Consider the following 23813-nt stretch of genomic DNA (forward strand, 5'->3'; position numbering starts at 1 on the left):
GCTTCGGCGGGGTTTTTTTATACCTGCCATATCTCATTTACAACTGTTCTCACCTGCTAAGAATTAGTTACAAATAATCGATTTTGCTCAACCTTTATGGCTCACGGATCACTGACGTCATATTTGCAAACGTGTCACACTCACTTTACATAACTACATCTCTACTAGCCGTATTTGAAGAGAGTCGACACATCATGAAAATCTTACTCGCTTTGCCTATGCTTCTCGCCAGCAGCTGTGTGCTAGCTTCTGAGCGCTCTACCCTTTCCTTTTCTCTCGACAACGACGGAATTTGGGGTACCGACGAGGACTACACCAACGGGATCTTCCTTTCGTACACCAGCGGTGCCATTACGCCTTGGGCGATTTTTAGGCCATTGAGTCTCTCCTACTGGGGAGCGTCTTCGCTTGATAAGGTTGAGTTCCAACTTGGCCACAAGATGTGGACACCTTCCGATATTGAAGCCGATGTCCCAATCGCGGGCGACCGCCCTTACGCGGGCTATTTTCATGGTGAGTTAAATTACATTAGCTTGCACCCGCAGCAGGCCCAGCGATTTAACGTAACGTTGGGCAGTACTGGCGAAGGTTCATTTGCAGATAGAGCTCAACAGTTAGTCCACTCCCTTGTTGGCTCGAAAGAGCCGAAAGGTTGGGCGTATCAAATTGAAGATAGAGTCGTTGGCAGTGTTGGTTATCTAACACACCTAAACTTAAAGCGAGAGCCCTTGTCCGGAAATACCGGCTGGGAAATCTCTAATGTCACAGAAGCTAACTTAGGCAATTTTAGAAGCGATGTTTCAACCGGGATGATGCTTCGATTTGGGTCAGACTTAGGTGGCAACTTCGGGGCGGCCAACATCGGAACTGAAAATCCATTTAAAGCCGGTATGATTGGCGCGTCAAATCAGGGCTGGTTTACCTATTTCGGTGTGAAAGCCCGTTATCGATTTAACGATATTACCATCGAGGGCGAGCGCCCTGGAATACCAGAGCCAAGTGATGCTTATGATGTAACACTACAACCGATTCAAGGTGAAGCCGTTTTAGGTGCGACATGGTACAACACCTACGTAGGTGTCAACGTCTTTGCCGGGACGAAGTCGGCAGAATACAAAGAGGCATCGAAATCGATATACGGTAATGGTGGTATCTCACTGTTTGCCTTCTTTTAAATACAAAACAGGCACTCTTAAGTGCCTGTTTTGTATTCTGCTTGTTTATCTTGCGAAATCTAATAAGACAACCTATGCAGTTTTAAACCTTTCACATTCTTGATAAAGCTCAGTTGATCGTTTATCAACACCATCGCTGGTTTGTTTTAAGCTCTGGCTACTTGTCTCCAGCTCCCCCATAGACTCATTGATTTGTGCCATGTTGCTTGCCATCGATTGCGAGGTCGTTGCTAATTCTTTCACTGAGGCAAAAATCACTTCCGTCTGTGAGCTCGCTTCCTGCGCTTTGTTCATGATCTCTTCAAGCGCGGCTTTCGCCTGGTTGCCCTGCTCTCTTCCGGATTGCATCGATGAATCGGATTGCGCAATAAACTGTATTACCTGCGTGCTCTCTTGCTTCATGGTATCTATGGTGCCAGATATCTCCTCCACAGCTTGAACCGTTCTAACGGCAAGACTACGCACTTCATCGGCAACAACGGCAAAGCCACGACCTTGCTCCCCTGCTCTTGCTGCTTCTATCGCCGCATTCAACGCCAACAGGTTGGTTTGCTCTGCAATGCCGTTGATGATTTCCATCACGGAGTCAATCTTTTGCGACGCTTGTTCTAGCTGCTCAATATGGGTAGCTGCATCTTCGAGAATAGCGCCTACTTGCTCAAAGGAGGCGATCGTATCCACGATAATCTCACCACCAGCCTGCGCCGATTCAGCCGACGTTTTACTGATGCTTGCCACGTACTCTAGAGACCCTGAGATCTCTTGTGTCGTCACACTCACTTCTTCGGTTGCTGAGGCAAGCAGCTGCGTCTGCTCGATAACCTGGCTCTGATGCTGACGCAATTGATTAATGCCAGTGTCCAGCTCTCCCGAGTTATTAGACAACTGCTGACTGTTGACTTTAACACCATCAACCAAGGTACCTAGATTTTCACAGCTGACGTTAATCGCTTTCTTCAATTGATTAAACTCATCACGATTGTTGCTGCTGACTGGGAGTCGCGTCGATAGGTCCCCTTTCTCCACTTGCTTTAGTGCATTCAACGTCTGCTTTAAAGAGCGAGCTAAAGACACATTCAACGTTAGAAAGATGGCAGTGGTAAACAGCGCCAGTAGCGCACAGGCAATACCCACTGAAATCTGGGCCATGCTCGAAACCTGGTTTGCCTCTTGGTTTAGCATTTGTGCTTGTTGATTGAGCGCTAATGCCGCACTGTCGAATGCCGCTAACGTTGTAGCTTGCGCTTGATCGAGCTTAGTCTCAAGACCAACTAATGTGCCGGAGAGTTCGACAACTCGAGTAAAGCCAAGCTCTAAAGCTTTCACTTCTTTCTCGTACAACTCAAGCATGGCGTAGGTGTTTGAAGCATTAACAAACCCTGCTAATGCGCGTTTAAAACCTTTCTCATTCTGCTCATTTGGATCGATTAAATACTCTTGCAAACTCGTGACGACCTTCTGAAAGTCCGATGTCAATGTCACCATACCTGTCTCTTTGATGGCAGCATCGATTTTGGCATTGTTTTGCTGAAGCTGTTCCAACAAGCCATCATTCACCGAAAAACCTAACTCAGACTTTAAGGTTAACCAGGGGCTTAGGTTGAAGATAAACGACTCAAGCGAATTTGAAATCGTATCACTCTCGGCCATTAAACCTGCGCTTTGTAAGACTGCTAAATCTTGCTCAGCACTCGATTCTAGCTCATCCATACTGTTTTCAAACGCGTCCATTCCTTCAACGGATAATGTCGTGCGGCGGTTAACCGTATCCATTAACAGTACTTGAGTAGAGGCAAGGTGAGCGCTCGCGCTATTCATGCCACTGCTGCTGGTAAACTTTTCATTTAAGCTGGCGAGTGAATTGAAGATAAACAGCACCAAAATGATGAACCCTGACCACAGAGTGAGCATCGAAAATAAGGTTTTTTGTTTTTGTGATAAAGCAACTTCCATGTATACCCCTTATAGCGACAAGCGTGTTAGTCGTGCGACCAAAACAAACAGCGACAACCACAACCACAACCAATACCATTGGCCTAGACTAAGCAAACAAGCAATCCATGTACCACTTACTAATAATATAATTAACAACGCTATAACATTGTCGTTCCATGAGCAACAAAAGCCGTTTATTGATCGATACAGACTATGAATAGGAGCCCACTTTTCCTGTCGTAGGGTTTGGTTTTGTAATAAAATAGCGGGTAAAAATAAGTTAGTAGAGAAGAGCATATGTCAACAACAGGTCGCATTCACTCATTCGAATCTTGCGGTACCGTCGATGGACCGGGAATTCGTTTTATTGTCTTTATGCAAGGCTGTCTTATGCGCTGCCAGTATTGCCACAACCGTGATACTTGGGATACGCATGACGGCAAAGAAATTACTGTCGATGAGCTAATTACAGAGGCGAAATCTTACCGCCACTTTATGAATGCATCAGGCGGCGGTGTGACCTGCTCTGGCGGTGAAGCTATGCTTCAACCTGAGTTTGTACGTGACTTCTTTAAAGCCGCGCAAGCCGAAGGTATTCATACCTGTCTTGATACTAACGGTTATATCCGCAAACACACCGACGTCGTCGACGAGGTGCTCGAAGCCACTGACCTTGTGATGCTTGATCTAAAACATATGAAAGATGAAATTCACCAAGATTTCATTGGCGTATCAAACCGCCGTGTATTGGACTTTGCTCGCTACCTTCACAAGATTGGCCAAAAGACTTGGATCCGTTATGTGGTTGTACCTGGCTACACCGACGACCCTGAAGCGGCCCACATGCTAGGTGAGTTCATCAAAGACATGGACAACATCGAAAAAGTGGAGCTTTTGCCATACCACAAACTCGGTGCACACAAGTGGGAAGCGCTTGGTTTTGACTACCCATTGGAAGGTGTCGAGCCACCGAAGAAAGAAGTGATGGATGAAATTCAAAGCATCCTGCTTCAGTACACAGATACCGTCAAATACTAATCTGGACATAAACGCGCCACGCGTTTTCCCGCAAGGCTTTGACACGAAAAAAACGCGCTAGAAGGCGCGTTTTTTGTCATAAATACGTGTTGAGATCATGTTATAACTCATACTGATACTGTTAATCTGTCGCTAGTTCCTATTCATAAGTAAACTTATTACAAAGTATTTAGTGAGGCTCTCAACATGGAAATGACAAATGCTCAACGTCTAATCCTATCGAATCAATACTACCTAATGGCGAAACTCACGCCAGAAAATGCCGCCAAGTATAAGCGCCTACAAACCATCGTTGAACGTGGTTATGAACTGCAAATGCGCGAAATGAACAAAGAATTTGGCTGCTTAGTGGAAGACGAATGTCGTGAAGTAATCGACATTATGGAAATGTATCATGCGATGCAGGAATCCAATAAAATGCTCTCTGATGAAGAGCGCAAAGATGTCGATCAGCGCCGTCTGCAGTTCTTGGGCTTCGATATCGCGACCGAAGCGCAACTAGTGAACTATGTACGCTTCTTAGTAGACTCTGAAGGCCTGTATCCACAGTTTGAAAAAGGCGACCACCACTTCAACAGTCATGTGCCTATGCTCGAAAAGTACCGTCGCATGCTGGTGACTTGGAGAAACTGCCCTCGTCAATACCATCTATCAAGCGCAGAATTCAGACAGATTTTCAACGCATAAGCGCAACTCGCTTCCATTCAACTCGATTTTCAAATCAATGCCCGCTGTTTTTAGCGGGCATTTTTTTGTGCGTTTTTTTCTCATTACACGGTCATCTCCCATAGTTGGGACGTACGTACTATTAGGCGCGATTAATCCTGCAATCGCAGAGGGACTTTGTAAATAAATGCATAATTGTTAAGCATAAATCCGAAAACCCTACTAGTCTTTAAATTGACATGGAGTCGCATTGTATATGTGTTGACAGTCAGCTTTGCAGGTTAAGGGGAATCAGCTATGAGTATTTTCGATCATTATCAAACGCGTTATGAAGCCGCAAAAGATGAAGAGTTATCAATTCAGGAATTCTTAGCTCTATGTAAAGACGACAAAAGTGCTTACGCCAACGCTGCCGAACGTCTTCTACTCGCTATCGGCGAGCCTGAAGTCATCGACACGGCGCAAGATCCACGCTTAAGTCGTATCTTCTCAAATCGTATTATCTCTCGTTACAAAACCTTTGAAGACTTCTATGGCATGGAAGACGCCATCGAGCAAATTGTGTCGTACCTAAAACACGCCGCTCAAGGTCTCGAAGAACGCAAACAAATTCTTTATTTACTCGGTCCTGTAGGTGGTGGTAAATCATCTCTTGCCGAGAAACTCAAAGCCCTAATGCAGAAAATGCCAATCTATGTGCTTTCTGCAAACGGCGAACGTAGCCCGGTCAGTGACCATCCATTCTGTCTATTCGATGTCAATGAAGACGGTGATCTACTGAAAAGTGAATATGGCATTGAGAAGCGCTACTTGCGCTCCATCATGTCGCCATGGGCAGCAAAACGTCTGCATGAATTCGGCGGTGACATCACTAAATTCAAAGTCGTGAAGGTGCGTCCATCTATTCTAGACCAAGTAGCTATCGCTAAAACCGAGCCTGGTGATGAGAACAACCAAGATATCTCAGCATTGGTAGGTAAAGTCGATATTCGCCAATTAGAGCATTACTCTCAAGACGATCCAGACGCCTACAGCTATTCGGGTGCACTTTGCCGTGCTAACCAAGGCTTGATGGAATTCGTGGAGATGTTCAAAGCACCTATTAAAGTGCTTCACCCGCTCCTAACTGCAACTCAGGAAGGGAACTACAACGGTACTGAAGGTCTGTCCGCCCTACCGTTTGACGGCATGATCCTCGCTCACTCGAACGAATCTGAGTGGCAGACGTTCCGTAACAACAAAAACAATGAGGCATTCTTAGACCGTGTCTACATCGTAAAAGTACCTTACTGTCTACGCGTGTCTGAAGAAGTTAAGATCTATCAGAAACTGCTTGAAAACAGTGAGCTCTCTAAAGCGCCATGCTCACCAAGTACCCTTGAGCTGCTTGGTCAGTTCAGTGTCCTTTCTCGCTTGAAAGAGCCAGAAAACTCCTCACTGTTCTCGAAAATGCGCGTCTATGACGGTGAAACACTCAAAGATACCGACCCGAAAGCGAAGAGCTACCAAGAATACCGCGACTATGCCGGTGTTGATGAAGGTATGTCCGGTCTTTCTACCCGTTTCGCATTTAAGATCTTGTCTCGCGTATTCAACTTTGACCAAACCGAAGTTGCTGCAAACCCGGTTCATCTGTTCTACGTCATTGAACAGCAAATCGAGCGTGAGCAGTTCCCACAAGAAGTGGGTGAAAAATACCTTGAGTTCTTGAAAGGCTACCTAGTCCCTCGCTACGTTGAGTTCATTGGCAAAGAGATTCAGACCGCATATCTAGAGTCATACTCTGAGTACGGCCAAAATATCTTTGACCGCTATGTCACCTATGCTGACTTCTGGATTCAGGATCAAGAATATCGCGATCCAGAAACCGGCCAGTTGTTCGACCGCGCTTCACTTAACGAAGAGCTTGAGAAAATCGAAAAAACAGCGGGCATCAGCAACCCGAAAGATTTCCGTAATGAGATCGTCAACTTCGTGCTTCGTGCACGTGCGAATAACAACGGCTCAAACCCAGTTTGGACCAGTTACGAGAAGCTTCGCACCGTTATCGAGAAGAAAATGTTCTCGAATACCGAAGAATTGCTTCCTGTTATTTCGTTTAACGCGAAGACGTCTTCTGAAGACCAGCGCAAGCACGATGATTTCGTCAATCGCATGATGGAAAAAGGCTACACCGAGAAGCAAGTCAGATTGCTGTCTGAGTGGTACTTGAGAGTTCGTAAATCCTCATAGACCCACCTGACTGATTAGTTGCAGCCCCGAGCGTTCGCTCGGGTGCTGTATGGTGAGGGGAAGACAGGGAGTTACTCATGGCACAATTTATTGATAGACGCTTAAACGGCAAGAACAAAAGTGCCGTTAACCGACAGCGTTTTCTGCGCAGACATAAGCAGAAAATCAAAGAATCGGTGACCGATGCCGTCAACCGCCGCTCGATCACGAATACCGAAACCGGTGAAGACGTTTCTATTCCAAGCAAAGACCTCAACGAGCCTATCTTTCACCAGGGTCAAGGAGGCGTAAAAGAGCGCGTCCACCCTGGTAACGACCAGTTCATCACTGGTGACAAGATTGAACGTCCACCAAAAGGCGGACAAGGTGGCGGTGCTGGTCAAGGTGAAGCCAGCCCCGACGGAGAGGGCGAGGACGATTTTGTATTTCAAATCTCGAAGGACGAGTATCTCGACATCTTGTTCGAAGATCTCGCTCTGCCTAATCTAAAGAAAAACCAAATCAACAAAATCAAAGAGTGGAAAACCCATCGCGCCGGTTATCAAACCGCGGGCATGCCCTCTAACATTGCTATTGTGCGTTCACTGCAACAATCACTGGCACGCCGAACGGCAATGACGGCAGGTAAGCGTAGGATGCTTGACGAGCTCACCAAGCAGCTCGATGAGATCCAAATTAGTGAACCCGCTCAACCTATGGAAGAAAATCGTCTCAAACAGGAGATTGCCGAGCTGCGCAAGAAAATCGACAGTGTGCCGTTTATCGACACCTTCGACTTGCGATTTAAAAACTACGAAAAACGTCCAGTCCCATCCAGCCAAGCGGTGATGTTCTGCCTAATGGATGTATCTGGCTCTATGGATCAAGCCACAAAAGACATCGCCAAACGGTTTTATGTCTTGCTGTACTTGTTCCTAACACGAACCTATGAAAACGTCGAAGTGGTGTTTATTCGCCACCACACTCAAGCTAAAGAGGTGGACGAGCATGAGTTTTTCTATTCTCAAGAAACCGGTGGCACCATAGTTTCCAGTGCATTAAAGCTAATGAAGGAAATCGTGGAAGACCGCTACCCAACGGGAGAATGGAACATTTATGCCGCGCAAGCTTCTGATGGCGATAACTGGGCCGACGATTCACCGCGCTGTCGTGACCTATTGGTCAACAAGCTGCTGCCAGCTTGTCAGTACTATTCATACATCGAGATCACTCGTCGAACTCACCAGACGTTATGGCATGAGTACGAGAAACTCGAGAATGATTTTGACAACTTCGCGATGAAGAATATCCGTTCGGTTGATGACATATTCCCTGTGTTTAGGGAGTTGTTTCATAAAGAGACAGCATAGGGAGACGTGCTATGACCACAGAGACTAAGACAAAATCTAAGGTGTTGCCTGACGGCCCAGATTGGACCTTTGATATGCTCGAGCGCTACCACGTTGAGATAAAACGCGTGGCTAAGCATTACCGTTTGGACACCTATCCAAACCAAATCGAGGTCATCACCTCAGAACAGATGATGGATGCCTATTCGAGTATAGGCATGCCTATTAACTACAACCATTGGTCGTTTGGTAAGAAGTTTATTCAAACCGAACAAGGCTATAAACACGGCCAGATGGGTCTGGCGTACGAGATAGTGATTAACTCAGATCCTTGTATTGCCTATCTAATGGAAGAGAACTCGGTCACGATGCAAGCACTGGTAATGGCGCATGCTTGCTATGGCCACAACTCATTCTTTAAAGGTAATTACCTGTTCCAAACCTGGACTGATGCCAGCTCTATCATTGACTACCTGTTGTTCGCTAAGAAATACATTGCTGACTGTGAACAAAAATACGGTGTGGAAGAGGTCGAGCAAATCCTCGACTCCTGCCACGCTCTAATGAACTATGGCGTTGATCGTTATAAGCGACCGGAGAAGATCTCGATCGCCGAAGAGAAAGCACGCCAAGAAGAGCGCGAGTCCTACTTACAATCACAGGTCAATGAACTTTGGAAAACAGTACCAAAAAACCGAGCTAAAGAAGAGCAGCAAAAAGTACGCTTCCCGACCGAACCTCAGGAGAATATTCTTTATTTCATTGAGAAAAACGCGCCGCTATTGGAGCCTTGGCAACGAGAAATCGTACGCATTGTGCGTAAGATAAGCCAATACTTCTATCCTCAGAAACAGACCCAAGTCATGAACGAAGGCTGGGCCACGTTTTGGCACTATACCATCTTGAATCATCTTTACGATGAAGGTCTGGTGTCGGATAAATTTATCCTTGAGTTCCTGCACAGTCACACCAGTGTGGTGGCTCAACCCGCCTACAATAGTCCGTACTTTAGCGGTATTAACCCTTATGCGCTTGGCTTTGCCATGTTCCAAGACATTAAGCGTATTTGTGAAGATCCTACAGACGAAGATAAGGAGTGGTTCCCAGAGCTTGCGGGTAGCGACTGGTTAGAAGCGGTGCATTTTGCCATGCACAACTTCAAAGACGAGAGCTTTATTAGTCAGTACCTGTCACCTCGTTTAATGCGTGAGTTTAAGTTCTTCTCGATACTCGATGATGATCGTAAAAACTTCGTTGAAGTGTCTGCGATTCATGATGAAATGGGCTATCGACAAATTCGAGAAAAACTCGCTGCGCAGTATAACTTAAGCAACTTAGAGCCGAACATCCAAGTTTACAATGTTGATGTTCGAGGCGACCGTTCTCTCACTTTACAACACGTTCCACACAACCGCATACCTCTCGACAAGGGGCACGAAGAGGTGTTGAAACATTTATACCGTTTGTGGGGCTTTGATGTGATTTTGGAAGAAGTGAAAGATTCAGGCCGACGAGAAATACTGGGGACATGCCCAAAACGGGAGCCGTATAACGCCAGTATTTAACGAATCAGGTAACCCCTTATTCCCCTTAGGACGTGACCTGAGCCTAAGCGGATTACTGCTTTGCAGTAATCCGCTTAATTTTTTCGGCCTGAACTTTAGTATACGTGATATAAAGGCGAAGGTAACAACAAGGTTCACTCATTTACGATTCGTATGAAGAAAATATTTTTATCTGTGACAGCGCTACTCGCTGCTGTTATTGCCCTACTCGCCTGGGTATTCATTCCCAACCATGAGCGTCTTGGTCCTCAAACCAATATTGTCACACTGAATGATGAGTTTACGGTTCAGGCCTATCGTGTGCTATCCACTGATCCTGATGCTAACAGCAAATTCGCCTACTTTATCGTTGCTGGAGATTACCCCGCCGATGAAAATGCGCCGTTCTTAGTCACTTCAGATCAATTCGCGAAAGTCTCGACAACGGGTGATCAAACCCTACACATCTCCCTACGTGGGCGCGTTCATCAGTTTCACAACGATGTGTGGGTCGACAAAGGCAATGGTCAGCTTGCCCGTTGGTTTATCAGCTTAGAATCTAAGTACACACGTTAATCACTGAGCTTGGTTGGACTCGAAGCCAGTCATCAGTATCAAACACAAAAAAAGCGACCTTTTAGGTCGCTTTTTTAATTTAGCTGCAGCTCTATCGCGCGTTAACAATCCACTACACGATCGGACGTTGGCCACGATTGATAAGCTTCATCAGCACATTGTCGGCTGCCTCACCTGCGACACCAGACAACTTGTCGGTAAGCTTTTTCTTTTGTACATAAGAAATAGCCAGTACCGTTTTGTCTTTACAGGCTTCAATAACAATATCGTCCGACGCTTTAATTTCATCGACCAAGCCCAATTCTTTGGCTTGAGTACCAAACCAGTGTTCACCTGTGGCCACTTTTTCTAGTTCCAGTTCAGGTCTGTGCTGGCGAATAAAGTCTTTAAACAGGCCGTGGGTCTCTTCTAGCTCTTGCTTGAATTTATCTCGCGCTTTATCGGTGTTTTCACCAAACATGGTCAACGTGCGCTTGTATTCACCCGCAGTGAGTTGTTCAAACTCAATGTCATTCTTTTTCAGAAGCTTATTAAAGTTAGGAAGTTGTGCAATCACACCGATAGAGCCAACAACCGCAAACGGTGCTGAAACAATCTTATCGGCGATACAGGCCATCATATAACCGCCACTGGCAGCAACTTTATCTACCGCAATGGTCAGTGGCAGATTCGCTGCTTTGATGCGATCAAGCTGAGAAGATGCCAAACCATAGGCATGAACCATGCCGCCGCCTGACTCAAGGCGTACCAATACTTCGTCACCTTCTTTGGCAACGGCCAATATTGCACTCACTTCTTCACGTAGCGATGCAACCTCTTTGGCATCGATGCTACCAACAAAGTCTAAAACAAACAGATGTGGTTCACGCTGGCTTTCTAGCTCACCCTCTTTAGCGGCCTTCTTCACCTCTTTTTCACGCTGTTTGTCTTTCTCTTTTTGCGCTTTCTTTTCCGCTTTATTGCGCGCTTTAAGAAACGCATCATCGTGAAGGTGATGTTCCAAATGTTCAACCGTCTGCTTACGCTGCTCGGTTAAGTTGGTGATCTCCAACTCGCCTTTTGCTGCACTTGAACGGCCGCCGACCGACTTAGCAACAATGATCAGCGCGACAATCGCGACGACCACTGTCACGATCTTGGCTAAAAATAATCCGTAGTCTAATAAAAATTCCAATGTCTTATCCCCTGTACGACGAATTAGTGTATTGTAACTAACTTGTCACGATTACCAACAAGAATTATACCCAAGGAAGTGTCACGTGGAATATTCAACCGCTCCTAACGCTTTGCAAGGCAAAGTGATTTTGGTCACCGGCGCGGGTGCCGGTATTGGTCGCCAAGCCGCATTAAGTTATGCCGAACATGGTGCCACGGTTATTTTACTAGGCCGAAACGTTAACAACCTAGAGTTGGTGTACGATGAGATCGAGAAGCGCGGCTGTCCTCAACCAGCTATCATTCCTCTTGATTTAAAAGGCGCAACCAAACAAAACTATGTCGATATGGCAGAAACGATTGAAAGCCAATTCGGTCAACTCGATGGCGTTCTGCACAATGCTGGCGTACTTGGCACGCTAAGCCCATTCGACCAAATCGATGAAGAGACATTTGATGACGTAATGCAGATTAACGTCAAAGCGGAATTTTTGATGACGCAAGCTTTGCTGCCAATCTTAAAAAAAGCAGACGCAGCTCGCATTGTCTTTACCTCTTCAACTGTTGGCCACTCAGGCCGCGCGTTCTGGGGCACTTACGCAATCTCCAAGTTCGCTGTCGAAGGCATGATGCAAATTCTGGCTGATGAACTAAGCGATACCGCTATTCGCGTCAATGCAATTAACCCTGGCGCGACACGTACTCGTATGCGTGAAAAAGCCTACCCAGGTGAAGATGCCAACACGCTAAAAACGCCACTGGATATCATGCCGCTTTATCTACACCTTATGGATCCAAGCGTAACGGATGTCAACGGTCAGTGTATTGACGCGCAGCCTAAGCGCTAACGCTTAATAACCAAGACCAATAAAAACTGAAAAAGCGGTGTACCTCATAGTTATCTCTAGTAAGAAACATAGGGTGCACCGCTTTTTTGTCGTCATTAATCCTAACTTAATACTGGTTTAAAAACTCTACGGCTTTGTCAGGAAAGTCTGTAAACAAAGCACAGCGGCAGAGACAATAAATGTATTGGTTTTCATCAATATTTTCCTTTTGGTTCTATGACAGCGCCTGTTTTTCTTCCAGTTTTGTTTCTTGTTGCTGAGACGCCTTAAGCTTAGCCTCATGGTGCGCTTTTTCGCCTAATAATGCGTACGTTAAGCAGATGATGGAAACAATGCACGAACCCACTAGCAAGATGAAACCACCATCCCACCCGAAGTGATCCACGGTATAACCAAGCACGGCATTGGCCGCTACGGCGCCGCCTAGATAACCGAATAACCCTGTCAGACCTGCTGCCGTACCTGCGGCTTTTTTAGGGGCCAGCTCTAGAGCATAAAGACCAATGAGCATTACTGGGCCGTAAATCAAGAACCCAATCGCGACAAGTGCCATCATATCGACTGCTGGGTTTCCTGCTGGGTTAAACCAATAAACCATGACTGCAACGGTGACGAGTGCCATGAACAAGATGCCCGCTGGTGCGCGTCGGCCTTTAAATAGTTTGTCCGATATCCAACCACACAAAAGTGTTCCTGGGATACCCGCCCACTCATACAGAAAATACGCCCAAGATGATTTATCTACCGAGAAGTCTTTGGCTTCTTTCAAGTAAACCGGAGCCCAGTCGAGCACTCCGTAGCGGATCAAATAGACAAAGGCGTTAGCAATTGCAATCGACCATAGAAGCTTGTTAGAAAACACATATTTGAAGAAGATTTCTTTTGCCGTCATCTCCTTCTCGTGTGAGTTGTCATAGTCATCTGGGTAGTCTTGCTTGTACTCTTCAATAGGCGGCAAACCACATGACTGGGGTGTATCACGCAAGGTAAACCAAATAAAGATAGCAACGAGAGTGGCAAAGAAAGCAGGAACATAAAAAGCGGTGCGCCAATCATCGTTAAACGCCCATAGGCCAAGAATAAACAGCGGACCAATTAATCCACCGCCCACATTGTGTGCCACATTCCACACCGAGACGATTTCGCCCCGCTCTTTGCGTGACCACCAGTGCACCATAGTACGTCCGCAAGCAGGCCACCCCATCCCTTGAAACCAGCCGTTGAGGAACAACAGAATAAACATGGCGGTAATGCTGCCCGTCGCCCAAGGCATAAAGCCGAAGCAGAACATCACAGTCGCCGACATTAACAGGCCAGCACTCAAAAAATATCTCGGATTTGAGCGATCTGACACGCTGCCCATCAGAAACTTGGAAAGTCCGTAGGCAATCGATACGGCCGCCAGCGCCACACCAAGATCACCACGGCTATATCCTTGGTCGATCAAGTATGGCATCGCCAAGCTAAAGTTTTTACGGACTAGGTAGTAACCGGCGTAACCAACAAATATGCCGATAAACAACTGCCATCTTAAACGTGAATAGGTGCGGTCGACTTGGTCGCCCGCTAAACGTTCGATATGTGCCTTGGGCTTAAATATTCCGAACATAGCTACCTCATTATTGAGCGATATAACAACAACGCTCGAACGAGCAAATTAATGCTCGTTCGAAATTTATCGCGAGTGTATGAGAAGCGAAAAAGAATATCTGTGACCCAAGCCGCAGCAAACAAATACTCAACTAAAACCATATGAGTAACGTTAAGTATTTGGATCGCCGTTCAATTTTCACTAGTTTTGGTTACTATCCAATTCAACGGCGGCCTAAGTTCATTATGAGCGAGTGAAATGATGCTGTGCGAGAAAATCGGCAGCGACAGCACAGCCATGTTCGTAGTCTTCCAATATTTGGTCTTTTTGGCTCAATAGCCCTTTTGAGGAGAGTTCGTGTTTGGGTTGAATGTGCCAAAGATTGACATCTTCCGGAGGCGACAATAGAAACTGCTCAACTTCAGCATGGTTAGCATAGTGAGAAACCAACATATCAAGATGACTGGTACTACTGCGACTAAACGGGGTGCGTTTGTTCTGAATATCGATCAACTTAGCCAGCTTTTCGTTGTCTTGGATCCATTGCTTTAGGTTCAGTTTCTCTCCTGCCATCAACTGATATTGCTCTCGGTAAGACGCAAGGCGAGATTCGGTTAGACGCTGATAATCAGCCTTCATATTGGCGACCTTTTCCTGAAACTGCTTTTGGAACTCAGTCAACTTCTCCTTAGTGCCAGACACTTTAAGGTGGCGAATGTGCGTCTCTAGACCTGCTTCCAGTTCTTTCTTCCACTTTTCCACTGATTCGCGCACTGGTGACATGGATGTAACGGGTTGTTTTGGCTCTGGAATGGTGCTAATCACAACCATGTTATTGATGCCACGACGATAGGACTCTTCTACTGGAATCGTCGCCGATACGCCGCCATCTACCCACTTTTTACCATCAAATTCAATATCATGATAATAAAGCATTGGAATCGCACAGGTTGCTCGCAGCACATCAAACCAATTGTCCGCAAAAATGGGATAGTAGTAATCTTTGAGCTCTTCCACATCGGTAATACAAGCAAGTGCCACACGCTCATCACCAAGATTCTGCTTTCCTCTTTCCAGATCGAGCGGAAACTCACCACTATTGACGAAATCAAACGCCCAATCCAAGTCCATTGGCTGCTGCTTTTGCAAGAACTTGTTCATATCGAAAAAGCGCTCACGGGTGGTGTAGTTAAGAATAAAATCCAGCCCTATTCCGCGCTGTTTCGCAACAAACGAAGAGACATTCAATGCCCCTGCCGAGGTGCCAATATAGAGTGAGAATGGATCGAAATCGGCATCGATAAACTTATCTAGCACGCCAGAGGCAAATGCCCCTTTTTGCCCGCCACCCTGTACTATCAGCGAGTATTTTTGTTGTTGATTGAACACGCCAGCTTTCTCCACGTCCTGTTTCTCCGCTACATTCGGCCATAAACGATAGTCATAAGTTGAGATTAAAATATTTGCTCTACTGTTTACACTGTTTTTTTGTTAGCTCTGATTCCGCAGTGTTTCAAGATTGTTTCCACTAACCTTTTGTTTCTGCTCGCTCTGTAATCAAACAGCATCATTGTGTCTTCATCAAGGCTTGCGGTGGCGATGAATTCTTATATACTGTATATATATACAGGTATTTTATTATGCATGAATTAATTAGTGATTTACAAAGCAAGCAACTGATTTGGAAAGGAAATCGAATCGACTCTCCTGGCGAGTATAAAGCGACTGGTTTTCCCGAACTCGACCAACGCCTTGGTGGGGGCTTTCCTACTTCCGGCGTTATTGATATCCAATCACAGCAAGGTATTGGCGAGCTTAGATTATTGATGCCTTACGTACAAAAACACGCGGCACAACGACTGTTCGTACTGATTAATCCACCGGGCTATTTGTGTGCCGAGTATCTCTACGCTCAAGGCATCGCTCCGTCGCAAGTACTTTTGATCTATCCAGACTCTCCTCAACACGCACTTTGGGCCGCAGAGCAATGCTTAAAAAGTGGTGCATGTTGCGGTGTCTGTCTATGGCATAGTGGGATTGAGATCCATCAAGCGAAGCGCCTTCAAGTGGCAAGTGACATAGGCCACTGCCTACAGTTTCTGTTTAAGCCTGAACTCAGCCAAGGTGATTCACAGGTCTTTTCTTTGCCTGTCTCACTCAGTCTGACTCTAGCACCTCACGATATGGGGCTGTCGGTCTCCATTACTAAACGTAAAGGCGGATTTGTACGCGATCAGTTCGTGATTAATATGCACGACCGCTGGCCAGAGCTTACTCGCACTCACCAAACTAGCCCTTCAACCGTGGTTGCGTTTCCAATGCGCCAGCAAGGATAGTCGATGTTGTTGTGGTTATATCTACATTTTCCGACCTTACAGCTCGACACCTTATTTGCGTCTGTTAAGCAGGCGCAACCTAACGCGGCGGATAAACAACAAGAATCGCTCGCCGTCGCTATTGTCGATGGTCGCCGGCATACCGTTGTGCAAGTCAATACACGCGCACTAGAGCAAGGCGTGACATTAGGCATGGGGCTTGGCAGCGCCGCTGCGCTTTGCCAAGATCTACAAGTGCACCCTTATGACAGTGATGTTGAAACTCGCCGCCTGCAAGACATTGCGCAGTGGCTCTATATGATCACCTCGGATATCTGTCTGTGCCCTCCCAATGGCCTACTGCTTAAAGTCACCAATATGCTGTCACTTTACGACGGCATCGAAAACTATTGGCACGCTTTACAGACGCACCTCGCGCATTTAGAGGTACAAACGCACTACTCAACCGGCGTATCGCCTTATGCGGCGATGCTCATGGCAAAACAAGGGCGTAACTGGATAGAATCCAACCGAGACAAACTTAATAAGGCGCTCGCACGCTATCCACTAACCTGCTCTGAGCTACCAACCAAGCAAGTCGAAAAATTGCAGCGCGTGGGGATCCAAACCATCCAAGATTTACTCGGGCTGCCACTTCCTGACATTGCCAAACGCTTTGATATCGACTTAGTCAATTATACCGGCCGGCTTACTGGGCAATTTAAACACCCGGTTGATTTCTATCATCCACCAGAACATTTTCGCCAGTACTTAGAGCTGCTGTTTGATATCGAGAACATCGATTGGTTGCAGAAGCCCTTAACGCGCTTGTTCCGACAACTGGAAGTGTTTCTTAAGCTGAGGGACAAAGTCGCGTTTGAACTGTCACTGACGCTACATCAACGTGATCACAGTGATAAATCAGTGAGCTTTCACTCGGCGCAAGGGGATTATCTGGCTGAAAAATGGCAAGCCTTATCCGCCCTCACCTTAGAGAGCATTCAACTAGACGGCGCGGTGAGTGGTTTGACTCTGAGCATAGTACGTGCCGATGAAGTGCAAGTGCATGAACACGATCTGTTTAGTGGGGTGAAAGGTCGTCAAACGGCGCTAGAGCTTATCTCCACGCTGCAAGCAAAGCTTGGGCAACAAAGTGTTACCTCATTAACACTCACCGACGATCCAAGACCGGAATACGCAACCCAACCGAGCGCCCCAGCCGCGACAGAATCACCCAAGGTAAATGCTCACTTACCGATTAAGCTGCGTCCAAGCCTGCTGTTTAGCGCGCCAATGCCACTGGAGCAAAAAGTCAGTGTAGTCGTTGGTCCCGAGCGTATTGTCAGCGGCTGGTGGGATGGTAACCCAGTAAAGCGTGATTACTATGTGGCACGCAGCGATCAAGGCCAATGGCTTTGGGTGTTTCGCACCGAAGACAAGCAGTGGTTTATCCACGGGCAATTTAGTTAACCTTTAATTCGTCAATCAGTAGACCGTTAACCATGAAGTACGCTGAGCTTTTTTGTCAGAGCAATTTTTCCTTCCTTACTGGCGCCTCCCATGCGGAGGAGCTGGTGCTGCAGGCCGATTTTTTACAATACAGCGCCATTGCGATAACCGATGAATGCTCAGTTGCGGGTGTGGTACGCGCCCACACAGCCATTAAGCAGCACGACTTATCGATTAAGCAGATTGTCGGCAGCATGTTTTGGCTCAATAGTGAGTGCCAATTTCTATTGCTATGTCCAAGTCGTGAGGCGTACGCTGAGCTGTGCCGCATCATTACTAACGCGAGGCGTCGCTGTGAGAAAGGCGAGTATCAACTTTCTGAATGGGACGTGATGTCACTGCGTCACTGTCTAGTCATTTGGCTGCCTTGTGGCGATGAGCGTGATCTCAAGTGGGGACGCTGGCTCGAACAATACCACGCCCATAGACTTTGGATTGGTGTGCAGCGTCACCTTAATTCTCATGAGCATAAATACCTTGCCCACTGTGAATCATTAGCCGTAGAGCTGCAGCGCCCTATTACTGCTTGTGGTGGTGTACTAATGCACACCGCGACACGCTTGCCACTGCAGCACACCTTAACCGCGATTAAACTCAATACGTCTATCGATAAAGTGTGTGGTCACTTACTGGCAAATACTGAGCGCAGCTTACGCCCTAAGGCCAAGCTAACTAAGCTGTATCGTGAAGAGTGGCTAGAAGAAAGTATCTACATTGCCAGCCTATGTAAGTTCAAGTTAAAAGAGCTCCAATATGAGTACCCGAGCGAGCTTATCCCCAATGGTAAAACACCTATGAGCTATTTAAGGGAGTTGGTCGAACACGGTAAACGGCTGCGCTTTCCTGAAGGGGTGCCTGCGGAAGTTGAGCAAACGATTGAAAAAGAGTTATTTCTTATTGAGGATCTTAAGTACCCTTTCTATTTTTTGACCATTCATGACATCGTCATGTTCGCTAAGCGGCAAGGGATCCTTTATCAAGGCCGTGGCTCTGCGGCTAACTCGGTGGTCTGTTACTGCCTCGAAATTACCTCCGTCGACCCAAGACAGATCTCGGTACTGTTTGAGCGTTTTATCAGTAAAGAGCGTAATGAGCCGCCTGATATTGATGTCGACTTTGAGCACGAACGCCGTGAAGAGGTGATTCAATACATCTATCAAAAATATGGCCGTGAGCGGGCAGCGCTTGCAGCTACGGTGATCTCTTACCGATTTAAAAGTGCGGTACGCGATGTGGGCAAAGCGCTAGGCGTTAGCGAAACCCAGCTTGATTACTTTATTAAAAACATCAACCGCCGCGATCGCTCACAAGGGTGGCAGGCGCAATTGGTCGAGCTTGGGCTAAAACCAGACTCTCTCAAAGGACAACAATTTATTGAGCTCGTTAACGACATCACCGGCTTCCCTAGACACTTATCTCAACATGTTGGTGGCTTTGTGATTGCATCCGGCCCTTTATACGAACTCGTACCGGTAGAGAACGCCGCAATGGCTGATCGCACCGTTATTCAATGGGATAAAGATGACCTAGAGAGCTTAGGACTCCTTAAAGTCGATGTGCTTGCTTTAGGTATGCTCACCGCCATTCGTAAATGCTTCCAATTGGTTGACAAGCATTACGGCCGCAAGCTGAGCATCGCGGATATTACGAGGCTTCAAGATGACCCCAATGTCTACGGCATGCTACAACGTGCCGATACTGTGGGCGTGTTTCAGATTGAATCTCGCGCGCAAATGAGCATGTTGCCTCGCCTAAAGCCAGCAACCTATTACGATCTCGTGATTCAAATTGCCATCGTCAGACCAGGGCCCATTCAGGGGGATATGGTGCATCCGTTTCTTAAACGTCGCAATGGTGAAGAGCCTGTCTCTTATCCCTCTGAGGAAGTGAAAGCCGTACTCTCACGCACATTAGGCGTGCCCATTTTCCAAGAGCAAGTGATCAAACTGGCGATGGTCGCAGCAGGGTTTACCGGTGGTGAGGCTGATAAGCTGCGCCGCGCGATGGCAGCTTGGAAGAAAAATGGCAACTTGGCCAAGTTTCGCCATAAATTGATCGACGGCATGCAGCAAAACGGCTATCAAATCGACTTTGCCGAGCGGTTGTTTGATCAGATCTGTGGCTTTGGTGAGTATGGCTTTCCAGAAAGTCACTCTGCGTCATTTGCAGTACTGGCCTATTGCAGTGCTTGGCTGAAGTATTACTATCCTGAGGCCTTTTACACCTCATTGCTAAATAGCCTTCCTATGGGCTTCTATAGTGCTTCACAATTAATTCAAGATGCTAAGCGACATCAGGTCGATATCGCGCCTGTCTGTGTCAATCGCTCGACGTACCATCACTATCTGAGACAGAGTGCCAAAGGGCTGACACTGCAACTGGGATTTAGGCAGGTCAATGGATTAAGTGAGCAGAGCATTCAAAAACTTCTACAACATAGGCCACCAGAGGGCTTTCGAACTCCAACGCAGATAAAGCAACTCGGGCTCAATCGACGTGAACTGGAAACTCTCGCCTCAGCCAATGCTCTGCAGTGTATTTCGGGGGATCGCTACGCCACACGCTGGGCAATGATGGACAGCTTAGATGATTTACCCCTATTCCAGCACGGTGCTCAATCGCTATCAGCAGATCCGTTACCTTACAAGCCTTCAGCCATTGAAGATATGCTTGAAGATTTTTCATCGATGAATGTATCACTGAGCAAGCACCCTATCACCTTACTCGATGAAGCAGGCAAGCTTGGACGCTTCACCCGAATGACTGAATTAGTGAATAAAGACCATCAAACTCTGGTCACGGTAGTCGGTATGGTCACAGGTAAGCAGTCTCCGGGAACGGCAGCTGGCGTCACCTTTTTCACATTAGAAGACGACACTGGCAACATTAACGTCGTAGTATGGCAAGCCACCGCTAGGGCACAAAAGCAAGCCTATCTCACCTCAAAGATCCTCAAGGTGAAAGGCATATTAGAACGTGAAGGTGAGGTAACACATGTCATTGCAGGCCGGCTTATTGACATGACAGCGCAGTTAAGTGAGCTGAAAGTACAGTCTCGTGAGTTTCACTAATCCAGTGCTTTTTACCGAAAGAAAAAATACAAAAGCGGGAACCGACGTTCCCGCTTTTTTTAAATCGCATGGATTAAACATCCACTTTTACTGCCGCTTCCGTACGTCTTTTCTTCCATTCCTTGTAGATGAGTAAACTCAAAGTCATTAAGACCTTAGAAGTTAACCAAATCATTCTGATGGAACAACCTTTAGCTGGTAGTAAAATATCTTGCGCTGATCTAAGAGTACTACCCCATAGATACTGTTTTATTATAGAACAAACTTTACCGTATGTCGTAATTTAATTCGCAACGCGAAAAATCAAAGATCACGACGAATACGCTGTTGAACCACATCCACTAACAAGTCTGGTTGGAACTTAGAAATAAATCGGTCGCACCCTACCTTCTCGACCATCGCATCGTTAAAGCTACCACTAAGCGAGGTATTCAAGGTGATAAACAGATCTTTCATTCTCGGATCGCTTCGCACTTCGTGAGTTAACTTATAGCCATCCATCTCGGGCATCTCCGCGTCGGTGATCATCATCAGAAGCTCACTGCACACATCAACCCCTTCATCACACCACTGCTTAAGCAGTTTCAGTGCCATCGCACCATCGAAACATTCAATGATTTCTACACCAAGCTGAGCAAGCGTCGCTTTAACTTGGTGACGAGCGGTCGATGAATCATCAACAATCAAGATTTTCTTTCCAGCAAGATGCGGTAATAAGGCGCGATCGAGTGTTTCTTCCGAGATAGCAATGTCATAGTCAATGATCTCAGCCAGCACCTTCTCTACGTCGATGATTTCCACCAAGCTTACGCCGTCAGCTTCTTCAACTTTGGTGATAGCAGTCAGGTAGTTGGAACGACCGACTGTGCGAGGCGGCGGCTGGATCTCTGTCCACGCAGTATTGACGATATTTTTCACTTCCCCGACAAGAAAGCCCTGAACCGTACGATTGTATTCGGTAATAATCAGGTTTTGCACCGCTTCATTCTGCAGCGCAGGAAAGCCAATTGCCCGACGCAAGTCAATCACTGGCAGTGACTCCCCACGAAGAGAAGCAACACCACGAATACTTGGATGTGAGCCAGGAAGTTGGGTTAGCGGAGGTAGCTTGAGTACCTCTTTGACTTTAAAAACATTGATAGCAAAAGTCTGACGACTGTTCAGCGTGAACATCAACAGCTCAAGTCTATTTTCACCCACTAGCTGGGTACGCTGGTCGACAGAACTCAATACGCTCGACATGAGGCTTCCTTGGCAAAAACATTAACAATTTCTTATCTCATGATATCGGCAGGAAGCACAAGAAGTTTACTGACTTAACAAACAAAAATATGACCGTCAGCAAAGAGTGTGAAAAGCGTTATCCTTCAATAACTTTCATTAATAACAGGCCATCGTATAAAGCTTGTTTTACCAAGGCGGCACCAGGCATGGTCGCTTGCTTATAAAAACGCGATTCAACCAGTTTCAAATCTTCGGTATAAACTGGCAAACTTTGATTGGCGATACAGCGCTCAATCGCTGGATAGAGAATCTCTTTAGCTTGGTTGATGACGCCGCCAATCAAAACTTTCTCAGGGTTGAATAAATTGATAACAATGGCGATCGCACTACCGAGATGCTCGCCTAACTTCTCAACCACATTGACGGCAAGTGCATCACCTTTAACGGCGGCCTCACAGATCGCTTCAACGGAAATCTCTTCATAATCGGCGAGTATCGACGCCTCACCTCGAGCTAAGCGTTGAGTCACTTCATCACGAATAGCTTGGGAACTAGCGACGGTTTCAAGGCACCCCGTATTACCACAGTGGCAATCCTTACCTTGACGGTTAATCTGAATATGTCCCAACTCACCAATATTACCGTGACGCCCTTGCAGCACGCGACCATCTAGGATGATACCGGCACCGAGACCATGGTGAATAGAGATCAAGACCGAATTATCACAGTCTTGGGAGTGGCCAAATAGATTCTCTGCCAACGCCCATGCACGCGTATCGTTAGCAACAAATACTGGTAAACCCGTCACTTTGAATATCTCTTCAGCGACATTCAGGTTTTTTACGTTGTAATGTGGCATCTGTAACACGATGCCTTTGTCAGAATTCACAAGACCAGGAAGGGTTAATGCAATGCTGGTGACACGATCCAGCTGTTCACTGTAGCTTTCAAAAAAATCATCGATTTCATACAGTAATCGAGCAAGCACATCCTCTTGATCGACTTCATGAATTTCAATTTTGGTATCAATAAGAACATCGCCGCCAAGCTCGTGCAGCGCAATGGATAGGTAACCACGACCCAGACGCATAGATAAGAATTGCCAGCCTTGATTATTGGTCTGCAAACCGACGGCTGGTCGACCTCGACTGGTCGCTTCTTGCACCGCTGTTTCGTGGATCAGGTGTGCTTCGATGAGTTCTCGCGTAATTTTGGTGATACTCGCGGGTGCTAAACTGCTTAATTTAGATAGGTCGATACGCGAAATAGGCCCAAATTGGTCTATCAGTTTATACACACGACCAGCATTGATCTGCTTGATATGATCAATGTGCCCGGGTTGAGCCATGTACATTTTGAACTCCAGAAAACAACAACCTGTTAATTTTTTTACTTTGCGAAGTAATTGTGAAGCAGTTTATAGGATTGCCGTGACAAATATCACGCATATAGGTGGAAGATTGGGGCACGTATCAAGTTACACCTGAAGAGCCTGTCACAGTTTGCCGCTTGAACGTTCAAATAATATCCAGTTGTTTTTAAAAGTTTGTTGCGCACATTGGTACTTATTTAGCACCTATTAATAACCATTCAATTTGTCAATACC

17 protein-coding genes are annotated in these 23813 nt (G+C 46.5%); 11 read left to right on the plus strand and 6 right to left on the minus strand.

What is annotated here, in order from left to right; translation table 11 throughout:
* Positions 1-194: 194 nt before the first annotated feature.
* Positions 195-1175, plus strand: a complete 981-nt coding sequence (locus AAA946_RS10360; protein WP_338164797.1) for a lipid A deacylase LpxR family protein — start codon at positions 195-197, stop codon at positions 1173-1175.
* 72 nt (positions 1176-1247) lie between these two features.
* Here the strand turns inward: AAA946_RS10360 and AAA946_RS10365 are convergent, their stop codons facing one another.
* On the minus strand, positions 1248-3128 hold the full coding sequence (locus AAA946_RS10365) for a methyl-accepting chemotaxis protein (RefSeq protein ID WP_338164798.1): 1881 nt from the start codon (positions 3126-3128) through the stop codon (positions 1248-1250).
* A gap of 279 nt (positions 3129-3407) precedes the next feature.
* On the opposite strand from AAA946_RS10365, the gene pflA reads away from it, so the two are divergent.
* The 6 genes from pflA (at position 3408) to AAA946_RS10395 (ending at position 10494) form a co-directional block, all read left to right on the plus strand.
* Entirely contained in the window at positions 3408-4148 is a 741-nt protein-coding gene (pflA, locus tag AAA946_RS10370; RefSeq protein WP_338164799.1) for a pyruvate formate lyase 1-activating protein, read from the plus strand.
* Between the two features lie 186 nt (positions 4149-4334).
* A complete protein-coding gene (locus tag AAA946_RS10375) occupies positions 4335-4835 on the plus strand; it encodes a YfbU family protein (RefSeq protein ID WP_338164800.1) in 501 nt (166 codons plus the stop codon).
* A 276-nt stretch (positions 4836-5111) separates the two neighbouring features.
* Positions 5112-7046 carry a PrkA family serine protein kinase gene (locus AAA946_RS10380; protein WP_042501888.1) on the plus strand — a complete coding sequence of 645 codons (1935 nt, stop codon included), beginning with the start codon at positions 5112-5114 and terminating at the stop codon, positions 7044-7046.
* Between the two features lie 77 nt (positions 7047-7123).
* Entirely contained in the window at positions 7124-8395 is a 1272-nt protein-coding gene (locus AAA946_RS10385; RefSeq protein WP_338164801.1) for a YeaH/YhbH family protein, read from the plus strand.
* Between the two features lie 11 nt (positions 8396-8406).
* A complete protein-coding gene (locus AAA946_RS10390) occupies positions 8407-9939 on the plus strand; it encodes a SpoVR family protein (protein WP_338164802.1) in 1533 nt (510 codons plus the stop codon).
* A gap of 153 nt (positions 9940-10092) precedes the next feature.
* The gene (locus AAA946_RS10395; protein ID WP_338164803.1) at positions 10093-10494 is read left to right on the plus strand and encodes a hypothetical protein; all 402 of its coding nucleotides are present in this window, start codon (positions 10093-10095) and stop codon (positions 10492-10494) included.
* A gap of 112 nt (positions 10495-10606) precedes the next feature.
* Here AAA946_RS10395 and sohB read toward each other — a convergent pair whose 3' ends face one another.
* Positions 10607-11668, minus strand: a complete 1062-nt coding sequence (gene sohB / locus AAA946_RS10400) for a protease SohB (RefSeq protein ID WP_338164804.1) — start codon at positions 11666-11668, stop codon at positions 10607-10609.
* Positions 11669-11753: 85 nt separating this feature from the next.
* Here sohB and AAA946_RS10405 point away from each other — a divergent pair, with 85 nt between their 5' ends.
* Positions 11754-12497 (plus strand): YciK family oxidoreductase, encoded by a 744-nt coding sequence (locus tag AAA946_RS10405; RefSeq protein WP_338164805.1) that lies wholly within the window; start codon positions 11754-11756, stop codon positions 12495-12497.
* A gap of 214 nt (positions 12498-12711) precedes the next feature.
* Here the strand turns inward: AAA946_RS10405 and glpT are convergent, their stop codons facing one another.
* Positions 12712-14106, minus strand: coding sequence for a glycerol-3-phosphate transporter (gene glpT / locus AAA946_RS10410; protein WP_338164806.1), 1395 nt, complete (start codon positions 14104-14106; stop codon positions 12712-12714).
* A 225-nt stretch (positions 14107-14331) separates the two neighbouring features.
* Positions 14332-15477 carry a patatin-like phospholipase family protein gene (locus AAA946_RS10415; RefSeq protein ID WP_338164807.1) on the minus strand — a complete coding sequence of 382 codons (1146 nt, stop codon included), beginning with the start codon at positions 15475-15477 and terminating at the stop codon, positions 14332-14334.
* Positions 15478-15728: 251 nt separating this feature from the next.
* Here AAA946_RS10415 and imuA point away from each other — a divergent pair, with 251 nt between their 5' ends.
* The 3 genes from imuA to AAA946_RS10430 are packed head-to-tail and all read left to right on the plus strand — an operon-like array spanning position 15729 to position 20983.
* Positions 15729-16424, plus strand: a complete 696-nt coding sequence (gene imuA / locus AAA946_RS10420) for a translesion DNA synthesis-associated protein ImuA (protein WP_338164808.1) — start codon at positions 15729-15731, stop codon at positions 16422-16424.
* A 6-nt stretch (positions 16425-16430) separates the two neighbouring features.
* On the plus strand, positions 16431-17873 hold the full coding sequence (locus AAA946_RS10425) for a Y-family DNA polymerase (RefSeq protein ID WP_338165819.1): 1443 nt from the start codon (positions 16431-16433) through the stop codon (positions 17871-17873).
* Between the two features lie 32 nt (positions 17874-17905).
* On the plus strand, positions 17906-20983 hold the full coding sequence (locus tag AAA946_RS10430; RefSeq protein ID WP_338164809.1) for an error-prone DNA polymerase: 3078 nt from the start codon (positions 17906-17908) through the stop codon (positions 20981-20983).
* 303 nt (positions 20984-21286) lie between these two features.
* On the opposite strand, the gene AAA946_RS10435 is transcribed toward AAA946_RS10430, so the two are convergent.
* Together AAA946_RS10435 and mlc are read right to left on the minus strand one after the other, a co-directional pair.
* Positions 21287-22225, minus strand: coding sequence for a chemotaxis protein CheV (locus AAA946_RS10435; protein ID WP_338164810.1), 939 nt, complete (start codon positions 22223-22225; stop codon positions 21287-21289).
* A gap of 118 nt (positions 22226-22343) precedes the next feature.
* Positions 22344-23561: a sugar metabolism global transcriptional regulator Mlc gene (gene mlc / locus AAA946_RS10440; RefSeq protein ID WP_338164811.1), complete on the minus strand. Its 1218-nt coding sequence runs from the start codon at positions 23559-23561 to the stop codon at positions 22344-22346.
* Positions 23562-23813: the final 252 nt, after the last annotated feature.

This window comes from Vibrio sp. 10N, assembly GCF_036245475.1.
Classification (GTDB): Bacteria; Pseudomonadota; Gammaproteobacteria; order Enterobacterales; family Vibrionaceae; genus Vibrio.